Here is a 15,477-nt window from a genome sequence, read left to right as displayed (position 1 = left end):
TGGGCCTCATAGTCTTGGGTTCAGCACGTCGCGGAGGCGGTCACCCAGCAGATTGACGCTGATGATGATCGCCAGAAGAACGAGCCCCGGCAGAACGCTGATCCAGTAGCGGCCGGATTGCAGGTAATCAAATCCATTGGCGATCAGCAGGCCGAGTGATGGGCGGGTTGGGGGCAGGCCGAGGCCAAGAAAGGACAGCGTTGCCTCAAGGGAAATCGCCATGGCCATTTGCATCGTCGCAACCACAAGCATTGTCGGCAGGCAATTGGGCAGGATATGCCCGAGCAGGATACGAATCCCGCCAAGGCGCAGGCCGCGTGCGGCCTCCACGTAATCCCTCGCTCCTTCGACGAGGGCGACACCGCGCACGGTGCGGGCGAAATAGGCCCATTGCACCACGACAAGAGCAAAGATGATCTTGTCCACGCCGCGCCCGAGGATCACCAGCAGGATAAGCGCCACGAGGATTGTCGGAAAACTGAGTTGCAGGTCGACGATACGCATCAGCAGCGTATCCACCCAGCCGCGCCGATACGCGGCGATCAACCCGACACCTGTGCCAAAGGCCAGTGCAAGCAGCCCGGAGACCAGCCCGACCACCAAAGATATGCGAATGCCGTAGAGCATTGCGGACAGCATGTCGCGCCCCTGTCCGTCGGTTCCCAGCCAGTAGGTCATGCCGGTGAAACTTTGGGAGCCGGGGGGCATCAGGCTGTCGAGGATATCGACCTGTCGCAGATCGTAGGGGTTTTGCGGTGCGATCCATGGCGCGCCAAAGCCTGCCACACAGAAGGCAACGAAGATCACAAGAGCAAGAACGGCTCCGGGATCGGAGAGGAAACGGCGGCTCAGATCGCGCGCCGATCCGGCGATGGGGGCACCTGCGCTCATGGTTTGCCTCCGCCGAGACGAATGCGCGGATCGAGCAATGAATAAAGGATATCAACCAGGAGGTTCAAAGTTACGAACATGAAGACCACGCAGATGAGATAGGCCACGATCAGTGGGCGATCGAGCACCGCAATCGCGTCGATCAGCATCTTGCCGACGCCCGGCCATGAGAAGATCGACTCAACCACCACGGCAAAAGCGATGACACCGCCGAACTCCATCCCGAGAACCGTCACAATCGGGATCAGGATGTTCTTGAGCGCGTGGACGCCGAGCACCCGGCGCTCCGGCACGCCATTGGCGCGGGCGAATTTGATGTAGTCGGTGAACATGACCTCGCGCATGCCGGCACGGGCCAGACGAATGACCATGGCCATCATGATCAGGGACAGGGTGAAGGCCGGCATGAACAGGTGGTGCAGCCCGTCGAGGGTGAGCACGCTGGTCTCGACAAACCCCAGATCGACGGTGTCACCGCGTCCGACTGAGGGCATCCAACCCAGCTGCACGGAGAAGGTCAGGATCATGATGATCCCGATCCAGAACACCGGCAAGGAAAACGCGACCATGGAAAAGCCCATGATGAGCCTGGCACCCCAGCCTTCGGGACGCAGCCCGGCATAGACGCCCATTGGCAAACCAAGGACCAGCGCCATGACAAGAGCGGCAAACGCGAGTTCCAGCGTGGCGGGCAGGCGTTCGAAGATCAGATGCAGGGCTGGCACCCCGTGGGTGAAGCTTTTGCCCATGTCCCCCTGCATCAGGTTGCCGACAAAGGTCAGATATTGCCGCCAGATCGGCTGATCGAGGCCGAGATCGGCGATGATCGCGGACAGGCAGGCCTGATCACATTCGGACGAGGCGAAGATATAGACCGGGTTGCCGATCACGTTGACGCCAAAGAAGACAAGCAACGTCATCACGATCAGCACGAGCAGCGCCTGCAGTAGACGGCGGGTGATGTATTCGGCCATATCGGCTCGCCTCGTCCGGGTTCAGGGTCAATCGACGCGATGGATTTCGGTCGCGAGGGTACGCTCGTTCGTGCGCGGCTCATGCTCAAGACCGGCCCGCATAGCCCAGCTGTTCACCTGGAAATGCAGGGGGATATACGCGTAGTCCTCCATGCCAATGGTGATCGCCTCCTGCAGGATCGTGCGGCGCGTATCGTTGTCGATGGTGCGCTTGGCCAGAACGGAGCGTGCGTCGACCTCGGGGTTCGAATAGCGGCCGAAGTTGCCGTTTCCGCCGCCGGTGGCCGCATTGTAAGTTTCCAGCGTGCCGGACACCGTATAGGTCGCCTCGCCCGCAACAGTGCCCCAGCCGGTCAGCGACATGGAAAACTCGGGAACATCAAAACCGGGCATCGACAGCGCGTCGCCGCGAATGAGGCGCGAGAAGAAGATGTTGCGCGGCATGGCATCGACTTCGGTGATGACACCCACGCGGGACCACATCTGTGCAACCGCTTCGAGGATGCGGGCATCATTGATATAACGATCGTTCGGGCCGTGCAGCGTGATGCGGAATCCATTCCCGTAGCCAGCCTCTTCGAGCAGCGCCTGCGCGGCGGCGGGATCGTAGGGGTCCGCCTCAAGCCCATCGACATAGCCAAAGAAGCCCGGCGGCACGATGTTCTTGGCGGGCAGGGACGCGCCGCCCATGATGCGCTCCTTGATGGCCTCGCGGTTGACGGCCAGGCTCAATGCCTTGCGCACACGCCAGTCGCGCAGCGGGTTGGGCACCATGACGTTGCCGTCATTGTCGGTGACAAAGCGCTCCACATGTTTGTAGCCCGGCATCAGATAGATCAGCCGGTCCGACGGGATTGTCGAGACGTTGAAGTCCGGGTTTTCCTGAAGTTGCGGCAGATCCACAGTGGGTGGATAGTCGATGAGATCGACATCGCCATTGAGCAGGGCTGCCAGACGCGAAGCATCCTGGGTTACGGGTTTGAAAACCACCTGGTCCCATTCCACGTCACCACCCCACCAGGTGTCATTCTTGACGACTGTGACGCTGTCGCCGGGATTGAAGCTGTCGTATTTGAAGGGTCCGGTGCCAACAGTCGCCTTGCCGGAGTTGAAGTCGACGGATTCTGTCGCGCCGGTCGCGGCATGTTCTGCCACGATGGGCAGCATGGCGAGGTCTTCGGCCACGGTCGGGTAGGGGCCATCGGTGGTGATATGAACCGTCAGGTCATCCACCTTCGTCCACTGTTTCGAGCCCTTGTCGAGCTGAAATGCCGGGGAGGCGGGCGCGCCGGAAATGCCGCCCTTCAGTCGGTCAAACGTAAAGATGACGTCATCGGCAGTAAAGTCCTCGCCATCGTGCCATTTGACACCATCGCGCAGCTTGAACTCCCACGTGGTGTCATCCAGCGCTTGCCAGGACACGGCAAGTCCGGGGATCGGCTGCGAGGCGCTGTCCAGGGCCACGAGTTTCTCAAAAATATGCTCGTGTACCTGAACATCGGCCGAAAGCTGGGTCCAATGCGGGTCGAGCGAGCTGGCTTCGGAGCGCACGCCGATTGTCAGCACCTCCTGCGCCCACACCGGGGCAGCCGTGATCATTGCGGCGCAGAGCGCGCCGGACATCCATTGGTTCATGGATCTTCTCCTTGTCGGGTGAAGACGCCACGGGCGCGGCGCCTTTTACGCGGAACGGTTAAATCCGTTCACTCTTGTAAAACTTTTTTAATACACATTGGCGATTCGGTCCAGAAAATTTCACTGGACGAACTTTCGTTCACAATCCGCCGAGGCATGTGTAGCGGGTCTCAAGGTAATCATCGAGACCCTGCCAGCCGCCTTCCTTGCCCATACCCGACTCCTTGAGACCGCCAAACGGTATCTCCGGCGTGACAATCAGAACTTCGTTGATCCCGATCAGCCCGTATTCAAGCCCATCCTGCAGGCGGAACGCGCGCCCAAGGTCAGCGGTATAGGCATAGGCCGCCAGTCCGTAGACCGTATCATTGGCCATGCGGATCACTTCTTCCTCGGTTTCGAACCGATAAACCGGCGCCACCGGGCCAAAGATCTCTTCCTGTGTCACACGCATGTCCGGCGTCGCGTCGGCGATGACGGTCGGCGCGTAGAACAATCCGCCGCGCGCGTGCGGCGCGCCGCCCGCAAGGATTTTTCCGCCCTTGTCGATGGCGTCCTGCACCAGCTCGCTGATCTTCTCCAAAGCCGGGGCATCAACAAGCGGGCCTTGTTCCGCGCCCTCTTCAAGACCGGGCGCAACCTTGAGGGCCTTGGCCCGTTCGGCCAGCCGCTCGACGAAAGCGGGATAAATGCCCGCCTGCACATAGACCCTGTTGGAGCAGATGCATGTCTGTCCCGCATTGCGGAACTTTGCGATCATCGCGCCGTCGATGGCACGGTCGATGTCGGCGTCGTCAAACACGATGAACGGCGCATTGCCGCCCAGTTCCATGCTGACTTTCTTGACTGTGCCGGCGGCGCCGCGCAGCAGCTCCTTGCCGATCTCGGTCGAGCCGGTGAACGTCACCTTGCGAACTTTCGGGTTGTCCATGATTTCGCCGGCAATGGCCCGTGCAGAGCCGGTCAGCACATTGACGACGCCCTTGGGGAATCCGGCGCGCTCGGCCAGAACACCCCAGGCGAGGCCGCTATAAGGGGTGGCCGTGGCCGGTTTCACCACCACCGGGCATCCCGCAGCCAACGCAGGGCCGATTTTGCGGGCCAGCATGGAAGACGGGAAATTCCAGGGCGTGATGGCAGCGACCACGCCAACCGGGTGTTTTGTCGTCATCAAACGGCGGTTCGGCCATGGGGACGGGATCACCTCGCCCCGGGTGCGGCGCGCTTCTTCTGCAAACCACTGGATATAAGCCGCAGAAGAGAGCACTTCGCCGCGCGCCTCGGCAAGCGGCTTGCCCTGTTCAAGTGTCAAAATGCGGGCGAGTTCATCAGCATTGTCCGTGATTTCAGCGGCCAGAGCCCGCAGAAGAGCCGCGCGTTCGGTCACTGTCTTCGCGGCATAGGCGGGAAATGCCGCATAAGCCGCGTCGATTGCACGGCGGGTCTCGGCCGCGCCGCTTTTGGGAATCGTCCCGATGAGAGCGCCATCGGCCGGATTGGTCACGTCGATCGTGCCACCGTCATCCGCCCCGACCCAGTCGCCGCCAATCAGGTTGGCCTCCCGAAGCAAATCCGTCATGGCTTTCTCCCTTTGTCTGCCATTATCGTACAAAAGTTCGTATAGCGTACAGTTGGCGGATTTGGCAACAGATGTTCGCAGAGCGCGCGCCTGTCATAGGGAGAATGGTGCCAGATCCACCTCGGGCGTCTCTCCCAAAGCCAAGGCTGCGATAGTCTTCGACACCACCGGACCGGCAGTAAAACCCATCCATGGAAAGAGATTGAGAAAGAACCCCGGGACCAGGGACGATTCGCCAAGAACCGGGCGCCAGTCGGCGGTGCCGTTGACCACCGCGGCCCAGCTGCGCACGATTTGAACATCTCCGAGACCGGGCACCAGGCGCTGTGCCAAAGCGAGATTGCGCAGCACGGATCGATGGTCGACGACCGGCCCCCCGCGCAGTCGAGCGGGCCAGCCGCCACCGATCAGGAACCCACCTTCGGCAGCCTGTTTCAAGGTCAGTTTTTCCGAAGTGAAGTACAAGAGCCACGGCAGGAGTGAAGGGCGCTTTTCGGTCACGCTGACCTGGATGGCGTGACCCTCAATCGGGACATGTACGCCCACCATTTGCGCGATTGATGCGGCATCCGCACCCGCTGCATTGACAACACGCCGCGCCTGAACGGTGTCCCGGCCTGCGAAGATCGTGAACCCCCCGGAATGCATGGAAATCGTTTCTACAGGGCAGTTTCTTCGAATGATAGCTCCCAGCTCGGAGGCGCGGCGGGCAAAGAGGGGCGCCACCTTGAAGGGGTCTGCCTTGCCCTCGATCGGGCAAAAAGCGCCGCCGGGAAACCCAGGCGTCAGGAAGGGCGCCCGCTCCTGCAGGTCCGCCGCAGTCCACATATCGATTGGCAGCCCCTGTGCCCGTTCGATTGCAGATTTAACGCGCAGCATCTCCATTTCTTCGGCGGAGCCTGCGACCATGAGGCCACCTTTCGAGACAAAGCCAAGCGGGCCGCCGAGCGTGCGTTCCAGATTCGACCAAATGTCAATGGAGGCCATGAAGAGCGGCAGAACCTCGGAGTATTTTCGGGCCCATTCCGGGCCCAGATTCCGAAATGGATCAAATGGGATCTGGGCATGGATAGACCCGGCATTCGACCCTGATGCGCCCAGGTTCACATCACGTTTCTCCAGCAGGATCACGCGCGCGCCGGCCTTTGCGGCGTAGTAGGCGGTGGCCGCCCCGGCAAGGCCGCCGCCGATGATTGCGAGATCGTAGCGCATGTTTGAAAAATCCCCGTTGAACCATGACTAATGTTCGATATACTAACTTTTGTACGCATAATGAACAGAAGAATGCGCCGATACGGAGGTTCCCTTATGGCACTCGAAGTCGCAGCCAGCACTTTTCCCTACCTGTACTCAAGAACCGGACTCGACTCCCTGCGCCAGCTGAAAGGCTTGGGATACAGCAAGTTCGAACTGATGATCTTTCCACCGCATTGCTGGCCGTCGGAGCTCACGGATGCGGATATAAAGGAATACAAAGCCTGGCTGGATGGCGAAGGCGCGGCGATCACCTCGTTCTGCTATCCGCTGATCGACAATAATCCGAACGCGCCGGACCGTTTGATGCGGGAGTATACGATCGACCGCTATCGCGAGGCGATTGATCTGTCCGCAGAGCTGTCGTGTCCTTACGTGGTAATGATTCCCGGCGCCTATGGCGGGCTGATCGACCCGCCGAAACCGTGGCTGGACGACTGGTTCGTCGAAAGTGCGCAAAAGGTGGTCGAACACGCGAAATCGGCAGGCATCCGTATCTTGCTGGAAAACGTGCCCTTCACCCATCGCCCCACCGCGCAGGACATGAAGGAGCTGTGCGACAGGATCGGCGACATCGGCGTGAATCTCGACATCTGCAACAGCGCTTACATCAAAGAGGACGTCGGCGCCGCGATCCGTATGCTTGGCGATCTGATCGAGAACGTGCACATCTCCGACAGTCCGGCGGATGTCTTCAAGCATGAGGCACTGGGGACGGGAATCGTGGATCCGGGTGAAGCGATGCAGGCGTTGCAGGACATCGGCTACGACAAGATGACCGTGCTCGAAATCATCGCCGACGCCAACGATCCTGCCGCCGATCCCGAGGGCGACATTCGCAAATCCCATGCAATCCTGGCCGACCACGGCTGGGCCGCACTTTAAATCCCGGAGATGACCATGAAAGAGTTTCGCGGAAGCTATTCCGTCAATGTGACGCCCTTCACCGAAGATGGCGGCGATATCGACCTCGCCGCGAATCGCCGCTTCATCGATTGGCAAATCGCACAGGGCGTTCCGGGGATCATTATCCTTGGCACCTCGGGCGAATTCCTGACGGTGACCGATGATGAGCGGCGGCGCTATATCGAAGACACCGTCGCGCATGTGAACGGCCGGATTGACGTGCTGGTCGGGGCTGCCAATGCGCATTCGCCCACGGCCGCCCGCTATGCGCGCGAGGCGCAGGAGGCCGGCGCGCAGGGGCTCATGATCATCCCGCCCTATTATTACACGCCCACCGAAGATGAGATCATGGGCTACTACGATACGATCACCGCAACCTGCGATCTGCCGATCATGCTGTATAACAACCCTGTCACGTCGAATGTTGACATGTCCGCCAAGCTGGTCGGACGATTGACGCGGGCGTTCGATACAGTGCGCTATATCAAGGAAGCGTCAATGGACGTCGCCCGGGTCTATGACATCATCGAAGAAACCGAGGGCGTGATGAACGTTTTTGCCGGTGAACGGATCGTCGAGAGTTTCCTTCTGGGGGCGGTCGGATATGTGAACCCCTTCGGCAATTACATCCCGCGCGCCTCGACCCGCATTTGGGACCTGCTCGAAGCAGGCCGGATCGAAGACGCCAAGCGCATCCAGCGTCACATCACGGTGATCGAACATGTGATCGCCGAGGGACATCCGACCTATGGGCATCAATGCTATTCCAAGGCGCTGGCGGCCAAGGCGGGTTATCCCGTGGGCGATGTTCGTCCGCCATTGACCACCTTCGCTTCGTTGGGCGAAGAGGATCTGGCCAAGGCGGAGCGGCTCAAGGGTATCATGGATGAGCTGGACCGTCTGATGGACGAACTGGAAAGCAAGGCGGCATGAGCGACATCCCTCTTTTTACTCCGTTCACACTGCGGGGCGTGACGTTCCCAAATCGGATCATGCTGGCGCCCATGTGCCAGTATCAGGCCGTTGATGGCGTTCCGAACGACTGGCATCGCGCACATCACGGACGGTACGCGACCTCCGGTGTGGGGTCCGTCGTGGTAGAGGCGACAGGCATCAGTGCAGAAGGGCGGATCAGCCCCGGCTGCTGTGGTTTGTACAATGACGAACAGGTGGCCGCGTGGCGCGAGATCACGGATCTGTATCGCGCACAGGGCATTCCTGTCTTCGTACAGCTCAACCACGCTGGCGCGAAAGCGTCCACCATGCGGCCTTGGGATGGCGGCGGCCCGCTCGAACCTGGCAGCAGCGAGCCGCCCTGGCAAACTGTCGCCCCGTCCGAGATCGCCGCCCGTGAGGGTTGGCACATACCGCAAGCCTTGGAGGTCGAGGAGATCGCCGCCATCGTCAGCGACTTTGCCCGCGCGGCGGAGCGGGCCATGGATGCGGGCTTTGACGGTGTCGAAATCCATGGCGCTCACGGCTATCTGCTGCATGAGTTCATGTCACCGTTCTCCAACAAACGCGCCGATGCCTACGGCGGGCTGGTCGAGAACCGGATGCGCCTGCCTGTCGAAGTGGCCCGCGCCGTGCGCGCGGTGTTGCCGCAGAACGCGCCGCTTCTCTACCGCGCCTCTTGCGTGGACGGCGAAGGCGGCAGCCTGACGCTGGACGATACGGTCGCCTTGTCCCATGCCTTGAAGGCGGAGGGTGTCGACATGATCGACGCCTCCGGGGGCGGCATTCCGGCAGGCATGCGTCTTGCGCAGCAAAAGCCGGTTCCGGGCTTTCAGGTGCCCTATGCCGCGCGCATCAAGGCGGAGACGGGCCTTGCCACCGCCGCCGTCGGCATGATCACCGAGGCTGAAATGGCGAATGCCATTGTCGCCGAGGGCAAGGCCGATCTTGTGGCTCTGGCGCGTGGGATGCTGCGCGATCCGGTCTGGCCCTTCCATGCCGCACAGGCGTTGGGGCACCCGGAGCCGGCGTCCATCCTGCCAAAGCTCTATGCCTTCTACCTCAAGCTGGCGTCCTGACGGCAGTCCCGGCGGCGTCCCACGCGGGCGTCACCTTTTCCTATATGACAGGAGCGGATGATGATCCGGTTTTTCTATAACATGGCGCCCAACCCGATGAAGGTGGCGCTGTTTCTCGAAGAGGCGGGTCTGACGTATGAGCCCGTGCCCATCGACACCCGCAAGGCTGAACAGCACTCCGAGACGTTCAGGGCGCTCAACCCCAATGCCAAGTTGCCGGTGCTGACCGATGGCGAAACGGTGGTGTTCGACAGCAACGCCATCCTTCTCTATCTGGGTGAAAAGACTGGCCAGTTCATGCCGCCGCCGGAGCAGCGCGGCGCACTTTTGTCGTGGATGATGTTCATTGCCTCCGGGCTTGGACCGTTTTCGGGACAAGCCGTGCATTTTCGCAACTTCGCTCCGGACAAACCCCCCTACGCGGTCAAGCGATATGATTTTGAAGCGCGCCGCCATTGGCAGATTATCGAAGATCGCCTGAGCCAGGGTCCATGGATGATGGGCGAGGAGTACAGCGTCGTGGACATGGCGGTTTGGGGCTGGGGATCTCGGCTGACCTATATGCTGGGTGATGATGCCATCATGGAAAAGTTTCCGAACCTTGACCGCCTGATGAAGGCGATTGATGCTCGTCCCGCCGCGCAGCGAGCGCAGGCGTTGAAGGATCATCACGCCTTCAAGGAAGAGTTCGATGAAGTGGCCATGCGGTCGCTGTATCCGCAGATCTTTGCGCCTGATCCGACTTAGCGAAACAAGAAGAAGACAGGCCGCCGCGCATTGGATCGGCTTTTGATCCTACCCTGGGCGAGACCCGGGACTCGGGCAGCCCCGCTCTCGCCCAATAATTAGGCACACCCCTTGGCTGACGCGCCATCGTGATGGGATGCGGGCGAGAGGTCGTTGACAAGCCGGGCCGACCCGCGCAATTTCGGCATTAACATAGTTGGCAAAAGCGCCTCGCGACCCTGTTTCGTCCACCGGACGACGGGACTCGCGGGGCGCTTTTTCTTTTGGAGCCTGGCGTGAAACGTACTATCGACCTCGGAATTCTGTTCTCTACCTCCGGCCCCTACCAGCTGCTTGGTCAGGCCAGCCAAAGCGGGGTGATGAAGGCGGTAGAGCAGGTCAATGCAGACGCTGCGCTGGATGTCGCATTCATGCCGGTCGCGCGCGATCCCGGCGGCAATATCGACGCCTACGCGCCCCTGTGCGAAGATATCCTGAGGTCCAGCGGCGCGCGGCATGTGATTGGCTGCACGACATCGTGGAGCCGCAAGGAGGTCATTCCCAGCCTTGAGCGCACGGGCGGCGTGCTGTGGTATCCGACCCCCTACGAGGGCTTCGAGGCGTCGGATCGGGTGGTCTATGCCCATGCCTGTCCGAACCAGCATCTGCTGCCGCTTCTGGATTACTCTTTCGCCCATTTCGGGCGCAGCAGCTATCTGACCGGCTCCAACTATATCTGGGGCTGGGAGATGAACCGCCTTGCCCGCGAAATCACCCTGCGCGGCGAGGGCACGGTGCTGGGGGAACGCTATCTTCCGATTGGCTCGACGGATATCACGCGGATCGTCGAAGAGATTGCCGAGCTGAAGCCGGATTTCGTGCTGAACCAGTTGATCGGGCCGTCACAATACGCCTTTCTTGACGCCATCGCGGCCCTGCGGAAAACCGATCCGTTCTTTGGCGCGGGGCACTGCCCGGTTCTGTCCTGCAACCTGACGGAATGCGAACTGCCCACTCTTGGCGCATCGGCTGAAGGGGTTATCGCGGCGGGGCCATGGTTCAAGGGGATGACCCCGACGTTGCCCGGAAACGAGGGGCGCGCGGATTTTGGCTCGTCCTTTGAGGCAGCCGCACATGCTTCGGTGATGATGCTGGCGCGGTTGCTTGCTGATAATCCGGGGGCAGAGACGCTGTCGCTGCCAGATCTTCTGGCGCAGCCGCGCGCAGAACAGGTCGGGATCAGCGCCCGCACGCACCACGTCACGCTGCCTGTGGCGATCGCGCAGGTACAGGGCGGCGCGTTCCGTCCGCTCTGGACCGACACGCCGGTCGAGGGCGATCCCTATCTGTCGAGAAGCCGACAACCGGCAGGCCCCAGGCTTCGGGGGGTCATATGAGGCGGCGCCTGAGCATCCCGAACCTTGGCGGCGCGCGTGCGGCGATCCTGCATCGTCCGCATGCCAACGTCACGGCGCTCGTTCGTCAGCTGCAGGCGGTCGGACTTGAGGTCGACTGCCACTGGCCGGATCTGCCTGCCTCGGCGCGGGCGGTGGATTACCTCTTTATCGACGTGGATACAGCCTACGACGATCAATTCCCCTGGCAGCCGGGCGAGGCCCCGATGCCGACCATCGCGCTGATTGGCTCTGAAGCACCCGGGCGCATCGAATGGCTGATGAATTTCGGGGTGGATGCCCAGATCCTGAAACCGGTGGGGGACAATGGCGTCTATTCCGCGCTGCTCATCGCGCGGGCGACGTTTGACGCCCGCATGGGTCTGACCGGCGAGATCGACAGCCTGCGCCGCAGGCTTGGCCAGAGGCAGACGGTGGTTCAGGCCGTTGCCCTGCTGGCGGCGCGGGGAAAGTCGGAAGACGAGGCTTATGAACAATTGCGCGGCATGGCGATGGCCTGGCGTGTGAGCTTTGAAGAGGCCGCCGCCCGGATTGTCGGCTCTGCCAACACATCATCAGAAGGAGGCTGTGAGCATGTCTGACATCTCTTCGCCCGCCGCTCCCGCAGGCGCGCTGCGCCGGTTGCTGCGCCGTAAACTCGCGTTGTTCGGGCTGGCGATCATCGTTTTTGTTGTCGGCGGCGCGGTGCTTGCGCCGTGGATTGCGCCCTATGCGCCGGACGAGCAGCTTTTCGAGGGGCTGACCCTGTTCGGAGAGCCGATGCCTCCGGGGGGCGATTTCCTGATGGGCACGGATCTGCTCGGGCGCGACCTGTTCACCCGAATGCTCTATGGCGCGCAGACATCGCTGATCATCGGGGTGGTGGCCAATGGTGTTGCACTCATCATCGGCACGCTGGTGGGGGTCCTGGCCGGGTTCGTGCGCGGCTGGGTCGGGGCGGTGCTGATGCGGTTTACCGATTTGATGATGGCCTTTCCGGCGCTGCTTCTGGCGATCTGTCTCGCGGCGATCTTTCAGCCATCGCTGTGGATTGTGGCCATGGTGATTGCGCTGGTGAACTGGGTGCAGACTGCGCGCGTCGTCTATACCGAAACCACGTCGCTTGCGGAGCGCGAATTCATCGCTGCGGAAAAGACGCTCGGCGCGTCCCGCAGTCGCATCCTGTTCCGGCATATTCTGCCGCACCTGATCCCGACGCTGATTGTCTGGGGCACTTTGGGGATTTCCGTTACCGTGCTGCTTGAGGCGACATTGTCGTTCCTGGGGGTCGGAGTGCAGCCGCCGACGCCGTCCTGGGGCAATATCATCTTCGAGAACCAGACCTATTTTCAGGCCGCGCCGTGGCTGGTGTTCATTCCGGGCGCCGCGATCCTTTTGCTGGCGCTGGCCTTCAACCTTGTGGGCGACGCGCTGCGCGACGTGCTCGACCCGACGCAGCGGGGGAATGACTGATGCCCGGTTACCTGGCGCGCCGCCTCATCCAATCCGCGCTGATCCTTCTGGGGGTTAGCTTTATCACCTTTGTTTTGTTGTTCGTGTTGCCCGCAGACCCCGTGCGCCAGATCGCCGGACGGTCCGCGACGGCGCAGACGGTGGAGAACATCCGCCAGCAGCTTGGCCTCGATCAGCCGATGATGGTGCAGTACTGGCGCTATCTGACCGGCTTGGTGCAGGGCGACATGGGGCGCAGCTATCTGCAAAAGACCGAAGTTTCCACGCTCATTGCGTCGCGTCTGCCTGCGTCGCTGCTGTTGATGGCGGGGGGTATTGCCTGCGAGCTTTTGATCGGGCTGACGCTTGGCGTTATCGCGGCGGTGTTTCGCGGTCGTCCGCTGGATCAGGCGCTGATGGTGACGAGCTTTGTCGCCGTCTCTGCCCCGCAATTCGTGGTTGGGCTGCTGCTGCTTTATGTCTTTGCGGTGCAGCTCGGCTGGTTTCCGATCGGCGGTTATGGCACGGCGGCGCATCTCGTTTTGCCCGCTGTCACGCTCGGGATCATGGGTTCGGGGTGGTACAGCCGCATGATGCGCTCCTCGATGGTCGAGGTGCTGCGCCAAGACTATATCCGCACCGCCCGCGCCAAGGGGTTGACCCGCGCGCGCATCCTGATCCGCCATGCGCTGCCCAATGCCATCCTGCCCATCATCGCAATGATCGGCATTGATATCGGCATCTTCATGGGCGGCATCGTCGTGGTCGAGAGCGTCTTTGGCTGGCCCGGGATCGGGCAACTGGCCTGGCAGGCGATCCAGCGCGTCGACATCCCCATCATCATGGGCGTCACCATGGTGTCCGCCGCGGCCATCGTGATCGGCAACCTGCTGGCCGACCTCGTGACCCCCCTGATAGATCCGCGCATCAAGCTGCGCTGATCCTTCATGCCAACCGGTCTCGCGGCGCGTTCGCGGGATCACAACAAAAACCAAACCGACAAGGAGAGTACTATGAAGAGACTGCTTGCATCCACCGCGATCCTGATTGCTTCGGCCCTGCCGGGCCAGGCCCAGGAGTACACGCCCGATCCGAATGCCAAGCCGGGCGGCATGATCACCATCACCTACAAGGACGACGTGGCCACGCTCGATCCCGCAATCGGGTATGACTGGCAGAACTGGTCGATGATCAAATCGCTGTTCGACGGGCTGATGGATTACGTCCCCGGCACGACCGAGCTGCGCCCCGGTCTGGCCGAAAGCTATGAGATCAGCGAAGACGGCACTGTCTTTACCTTCACGCTGCGCGATGGGGTGACCTTCCACAACGGCCGTGAGATGACCGCGGAGGACGTGAAATACTCGCTCGACCGCGTGACCACGCCGGAAACGCAATCTCCGGGCGCGGGCTTCTTTGCCTCCATCGCGGGTTTTGACGCGATCACCTCGGGCGAGGCGGACACGCTGTCCGGTGTCGAGGTGCTCGACCCCAAGACGGTCAAGATCACCCTGTCGCGCCCCGACGCCACCTTCCTGCATGTCATGGCGCTGAATTTTGCGTCGATCGTGCCGAAGGAAGCGGTGGACGAATATGGCACCGATTTCGGCAAGCATCCTGTCGGAACGGGCGCTTTCAAACTGGGCGAATGGACCATTGGTCAGCGTCTGGTGTTCGAGAAAAACGCAGATTACTGGCGCGCGGGCGTGCCCTATCTCGACGGCGTGACCTTCGAAGTCGGTCAGGAGCCCATCGTTGCGTTGCTGCGGCTGCAGCAAGGGGAAGTGGATGTGCCCGGTGACGGCATTCCACCCGCCAAGTTCCAGGAAGTCATGGGGGATCCCCAGCAGGCGGCCCGCGTTGTCGAAGGCGGTCAGTTGCACACCGGCTATATCACGCTGAATGTCGGCACTCCGCCGCTGGACAAGCTGCCTGTGCGGGAAGCCATCAATATGGCGATCAACAAGGAGCGCATCACGCAGATCATCAATGGCCGCGCCGTCCCAGCGACCCAGCCGCTGCCGCCGACCATGCCGGGGTATACCGAGGGTTACGACGGCTATGCCTTCGACATCGAGGCTGCCAAGGCCAAGCTGGCCGAAGCGGGTCTGGCAGATGGTTTCTCGACCGAACTGTTCGTGATGAACACGGACCCGAACCCGCGCATCGCCCAGGCGATCCAGCAGGATCTGAAAGCCATCGGCGTCGACGTGGAAATCCGCTCGCTGGCGCAGGCCAACGTGATCGAAGCCGGCGGGGCCGGTGAAGCCCCGATGATCTGGTCCGGCGGCATGGCGTGGATTGCGGATTTCCCGGATCCCTCCAACTTCTATGGCCCGATCCTTGGCTGTGCCGGTGCAGGGGATGGCGGCTGGAACTGGTCCAAGTTCTGCAACGAAGAGATCGACGCCATGGCAACCGCCGCCGACAGCATGACCGATCCGTCCGCCCCCGAGCGCATGGAGATGTGGTCCGACGTCTACATGAAGGTGATGGAGCAGGCGCCGTGGGTGCCGGTGTTCAACGAACAGCGCTACACCATGAAATCGCCGCGCATGGGCGGTGCGGATGCGCTGTATGTCGATCCGGTGTCGATCCCGGTGAACTATGACTATGTCTTTGTGACCGAGTAA

14 protein-coding genes are annotated in these 15,477 nt (G+C 61.5%); 9 read left to right on the top strand and 5 right to left on the bottom strand.

Annotated features, from left to right (window positions below):
• Nucleotides 1–6 precede the first annotated feature (6 nt).
• The 5 genes from ACN2XU_RS13580 to ACN2XU_RS13560 all read right to left on the bottom strand — a co-directional run bounded on the left by ACN2XU_RS13580 (nt 7) and on the right by ACN2XU_RS13560 (nt 6,291).
• Nucleotides 7–891, bottom strand: a complete 885-nt coding sequence (locus ACN2XU_RS13580; protein WP_419410993.1) for an ABC transporter permease — start codon at nt 889–891, stop codon at nt 7–9.
• The gene (locus ACN2XU_RS13575) at nt 888–1,865 is read right to left on the bottom strand and encodes an ABC transporter permease (protein ID WP_419410992.1); all 978 of its coding nucleotides are present in this window, start codon (nt 1,863–1,865) and stop codon (nt 888–890) included. The genes ACN2XU_RS13580 and ACN2XU_RS13575 overlap by 4 nt, the downstream gene beginning before the upstream one ends.
• A gap of 27 nt (nt 1,866–1,892) precedes the next feature.
• Nucleotides 1,893–3,500 (bottom strand): ABC transporter substrate-binding protein, encoded by a 1,608-nt coding sequence (locus ACN2XU_RS13570; protein ID WP_419410991.1) that lies wholly within the window; start codon nt 3,498–3,500, stop codon nt 1,893–1,895.
• Nucleotides 3,501–3,639: 139 nt separating this feature from the next.
• Entirely contained in the window at nt 3,640–5,079 is a 1,440-nt protein-coding gene (locus ACN2XU_RS13565; protein WP_419410990.1) for an NAD-dependent succinate-semialdehyde dehydrogenase, read from the bottom strand.
• 93 nt (nt 5,080–5,172) lie between these two features.
• Nucleotides 5,173–6,291 carry an NAD(P)/FAD-dependent oxidoreductase gene (locus tag ACN2XU_RS13560; RefSeq protein ID WP_419410989.1) on the bottom strand — a complete coding sequence of 373 codons (1,119 nt, stop codon included), beginning with the start codon at nt 6,289–6,291 and terminating at the stop codon, nt 5,173–5,175.
• A 96-nt stretch (nt 6,292–6,387) separates the two neighbouring features.
• Here ACN2XU_RS13560 and ACN2XU_RS13555 point away from each other — a divergent pair, with 96 nt between their 5' ends.
• The 9 genes from ACN2XU_RS13555 to ACN2XU_RS13515 all read left to right on the top strand — a co-directional run bounded on the left by ACN2XU_RS13555 (nt 6,388) and on the right by ACN2XU_RS13515 (nt 15,477).
• Nucleotides 6,388–7,218, top strand: a complete 831-nt coding sequence (locus tag ACN2XU_RS13555) for a sugar phosphate isomerase/epimerase family protein (RefSeq protein WP_419410988.1) — start codon at nt 6,388–6,390, stop codon at nt 7,216–7,218.
• 15 nt (nt 7,219–7,233) lie between these two features.
• Nucleotides 7,234–8,172, top strand: coding sequence for a dihydrodipicolinate synthase family protein (locus ACN2XU_RS13550; protein WP_419410987.1), 939 nt, complete (start codon nt 7,234–7,236; stop codon nt 8,170–8,172).
• Nucleotides 8,169–9,272, top strand: coding sequence for an NADH:flavin oxidoreductase/NADH oxidase (locus ACN2XU_RS13545; protein ID WP_419410986.1), 1,104 nt, complete (start codon nt 8,169–8,171; stop codon nt 9,270–9,272). Before ACN2XU_RS13550 ends, ACN2XU_RS13545 begins: the two co-directional genes overlap by 4 nt.
• A gap of 60 nt (nt 9,273–9,332) precedes the next feature.
• Complete coding sequence (locus ACN2XU_RS13540; RefSeq protein ID WP_419410985.1) at nt 9,333–10,019, top strand: glutathione S-transferase family protein; 687 nt, start codon at nt 9,333–9,335, stop codon at nt 10,017–10,019.
• 275 nt (nt 10,020–10,294) lie between these two features.
• Complete coding sequence (locus ACN2XU_RS13535; protein ID WP_419410984.1) at nt 10,295–11,395, top strand: transporter substrate-binding protein; 1,101 nt, start codon at nt 10,295–10,297, stop codon at nt 11,393–11,395.
• A complete protein-coding gene (locus ACN2XU_RS13530) occupies nt 11,392–11,994 on the top strand; it encodes an ANTAR domain-containing response regulator (RefSeq protein ID WP_419410983.1) in 603 nt (200 codons plus the stop codon). The genes ACN2XU_RS13535 and ACN2XU_RS13530 overlap by 4 nt, the downstream gene beginning before the upstream one ends.
• Nucleotides 11,987–12,865, top strand: coding sequence for an ABC transporter permease (locus ACN2XU_RS13525; RefSeq protein WP_419410982.1), 879 nt, complete (start codon nt 11,987–11,989; stop codon nt 12,863–12,865). The genes ACN2XU_RS13530 and ACN2XU_RS13525 overlap by 8 nt, the downstream gene beginning before the upstream one ends.
• Nucleotides 12,865–13,785: an ABC transporter permease gene (locus tag ACN2XU_RS13520; RefSeq protein ID WP_419410981.1), complete on the top strand. Its 921-nt coding sequence runs from the start codon at nt 12,865–12,867 to the stop codon at nt 13,783–13,785. The genes ACN2XU_RS13525 and ACN2XU_RS13520 overlap by 1 nt, the downstream gene beginning before the upstream one ends.
• Before the next feature lie 72 nt (nt 13,786–13,857).
• Nucleotides 13,858–15,477 (top strand): ABC transporter substrate-binding protein, encoded by a 1,620-nt coding sequence (locus ACN2XU_RS13515; RefSeq protein ID WP_419410980.1) that lies wholly within the window; start codon nt 13,858–13,860, stop codon nt 15,475–15,477.

The organism is Pacificoceanicola niger, from assembly GCF_048553275.1.
Classification (GTDB): domain Bacteria; phylum Pseudomonadota; class Alphaproteobacteria; order Rhodobacterales; family Rhodobacteraceae; genus Pacificoceanicola.
Note: the sequence above shows the minus strand (reverse complement) of the source record. Positions and strands in the feature narration are given on the sequence as shown.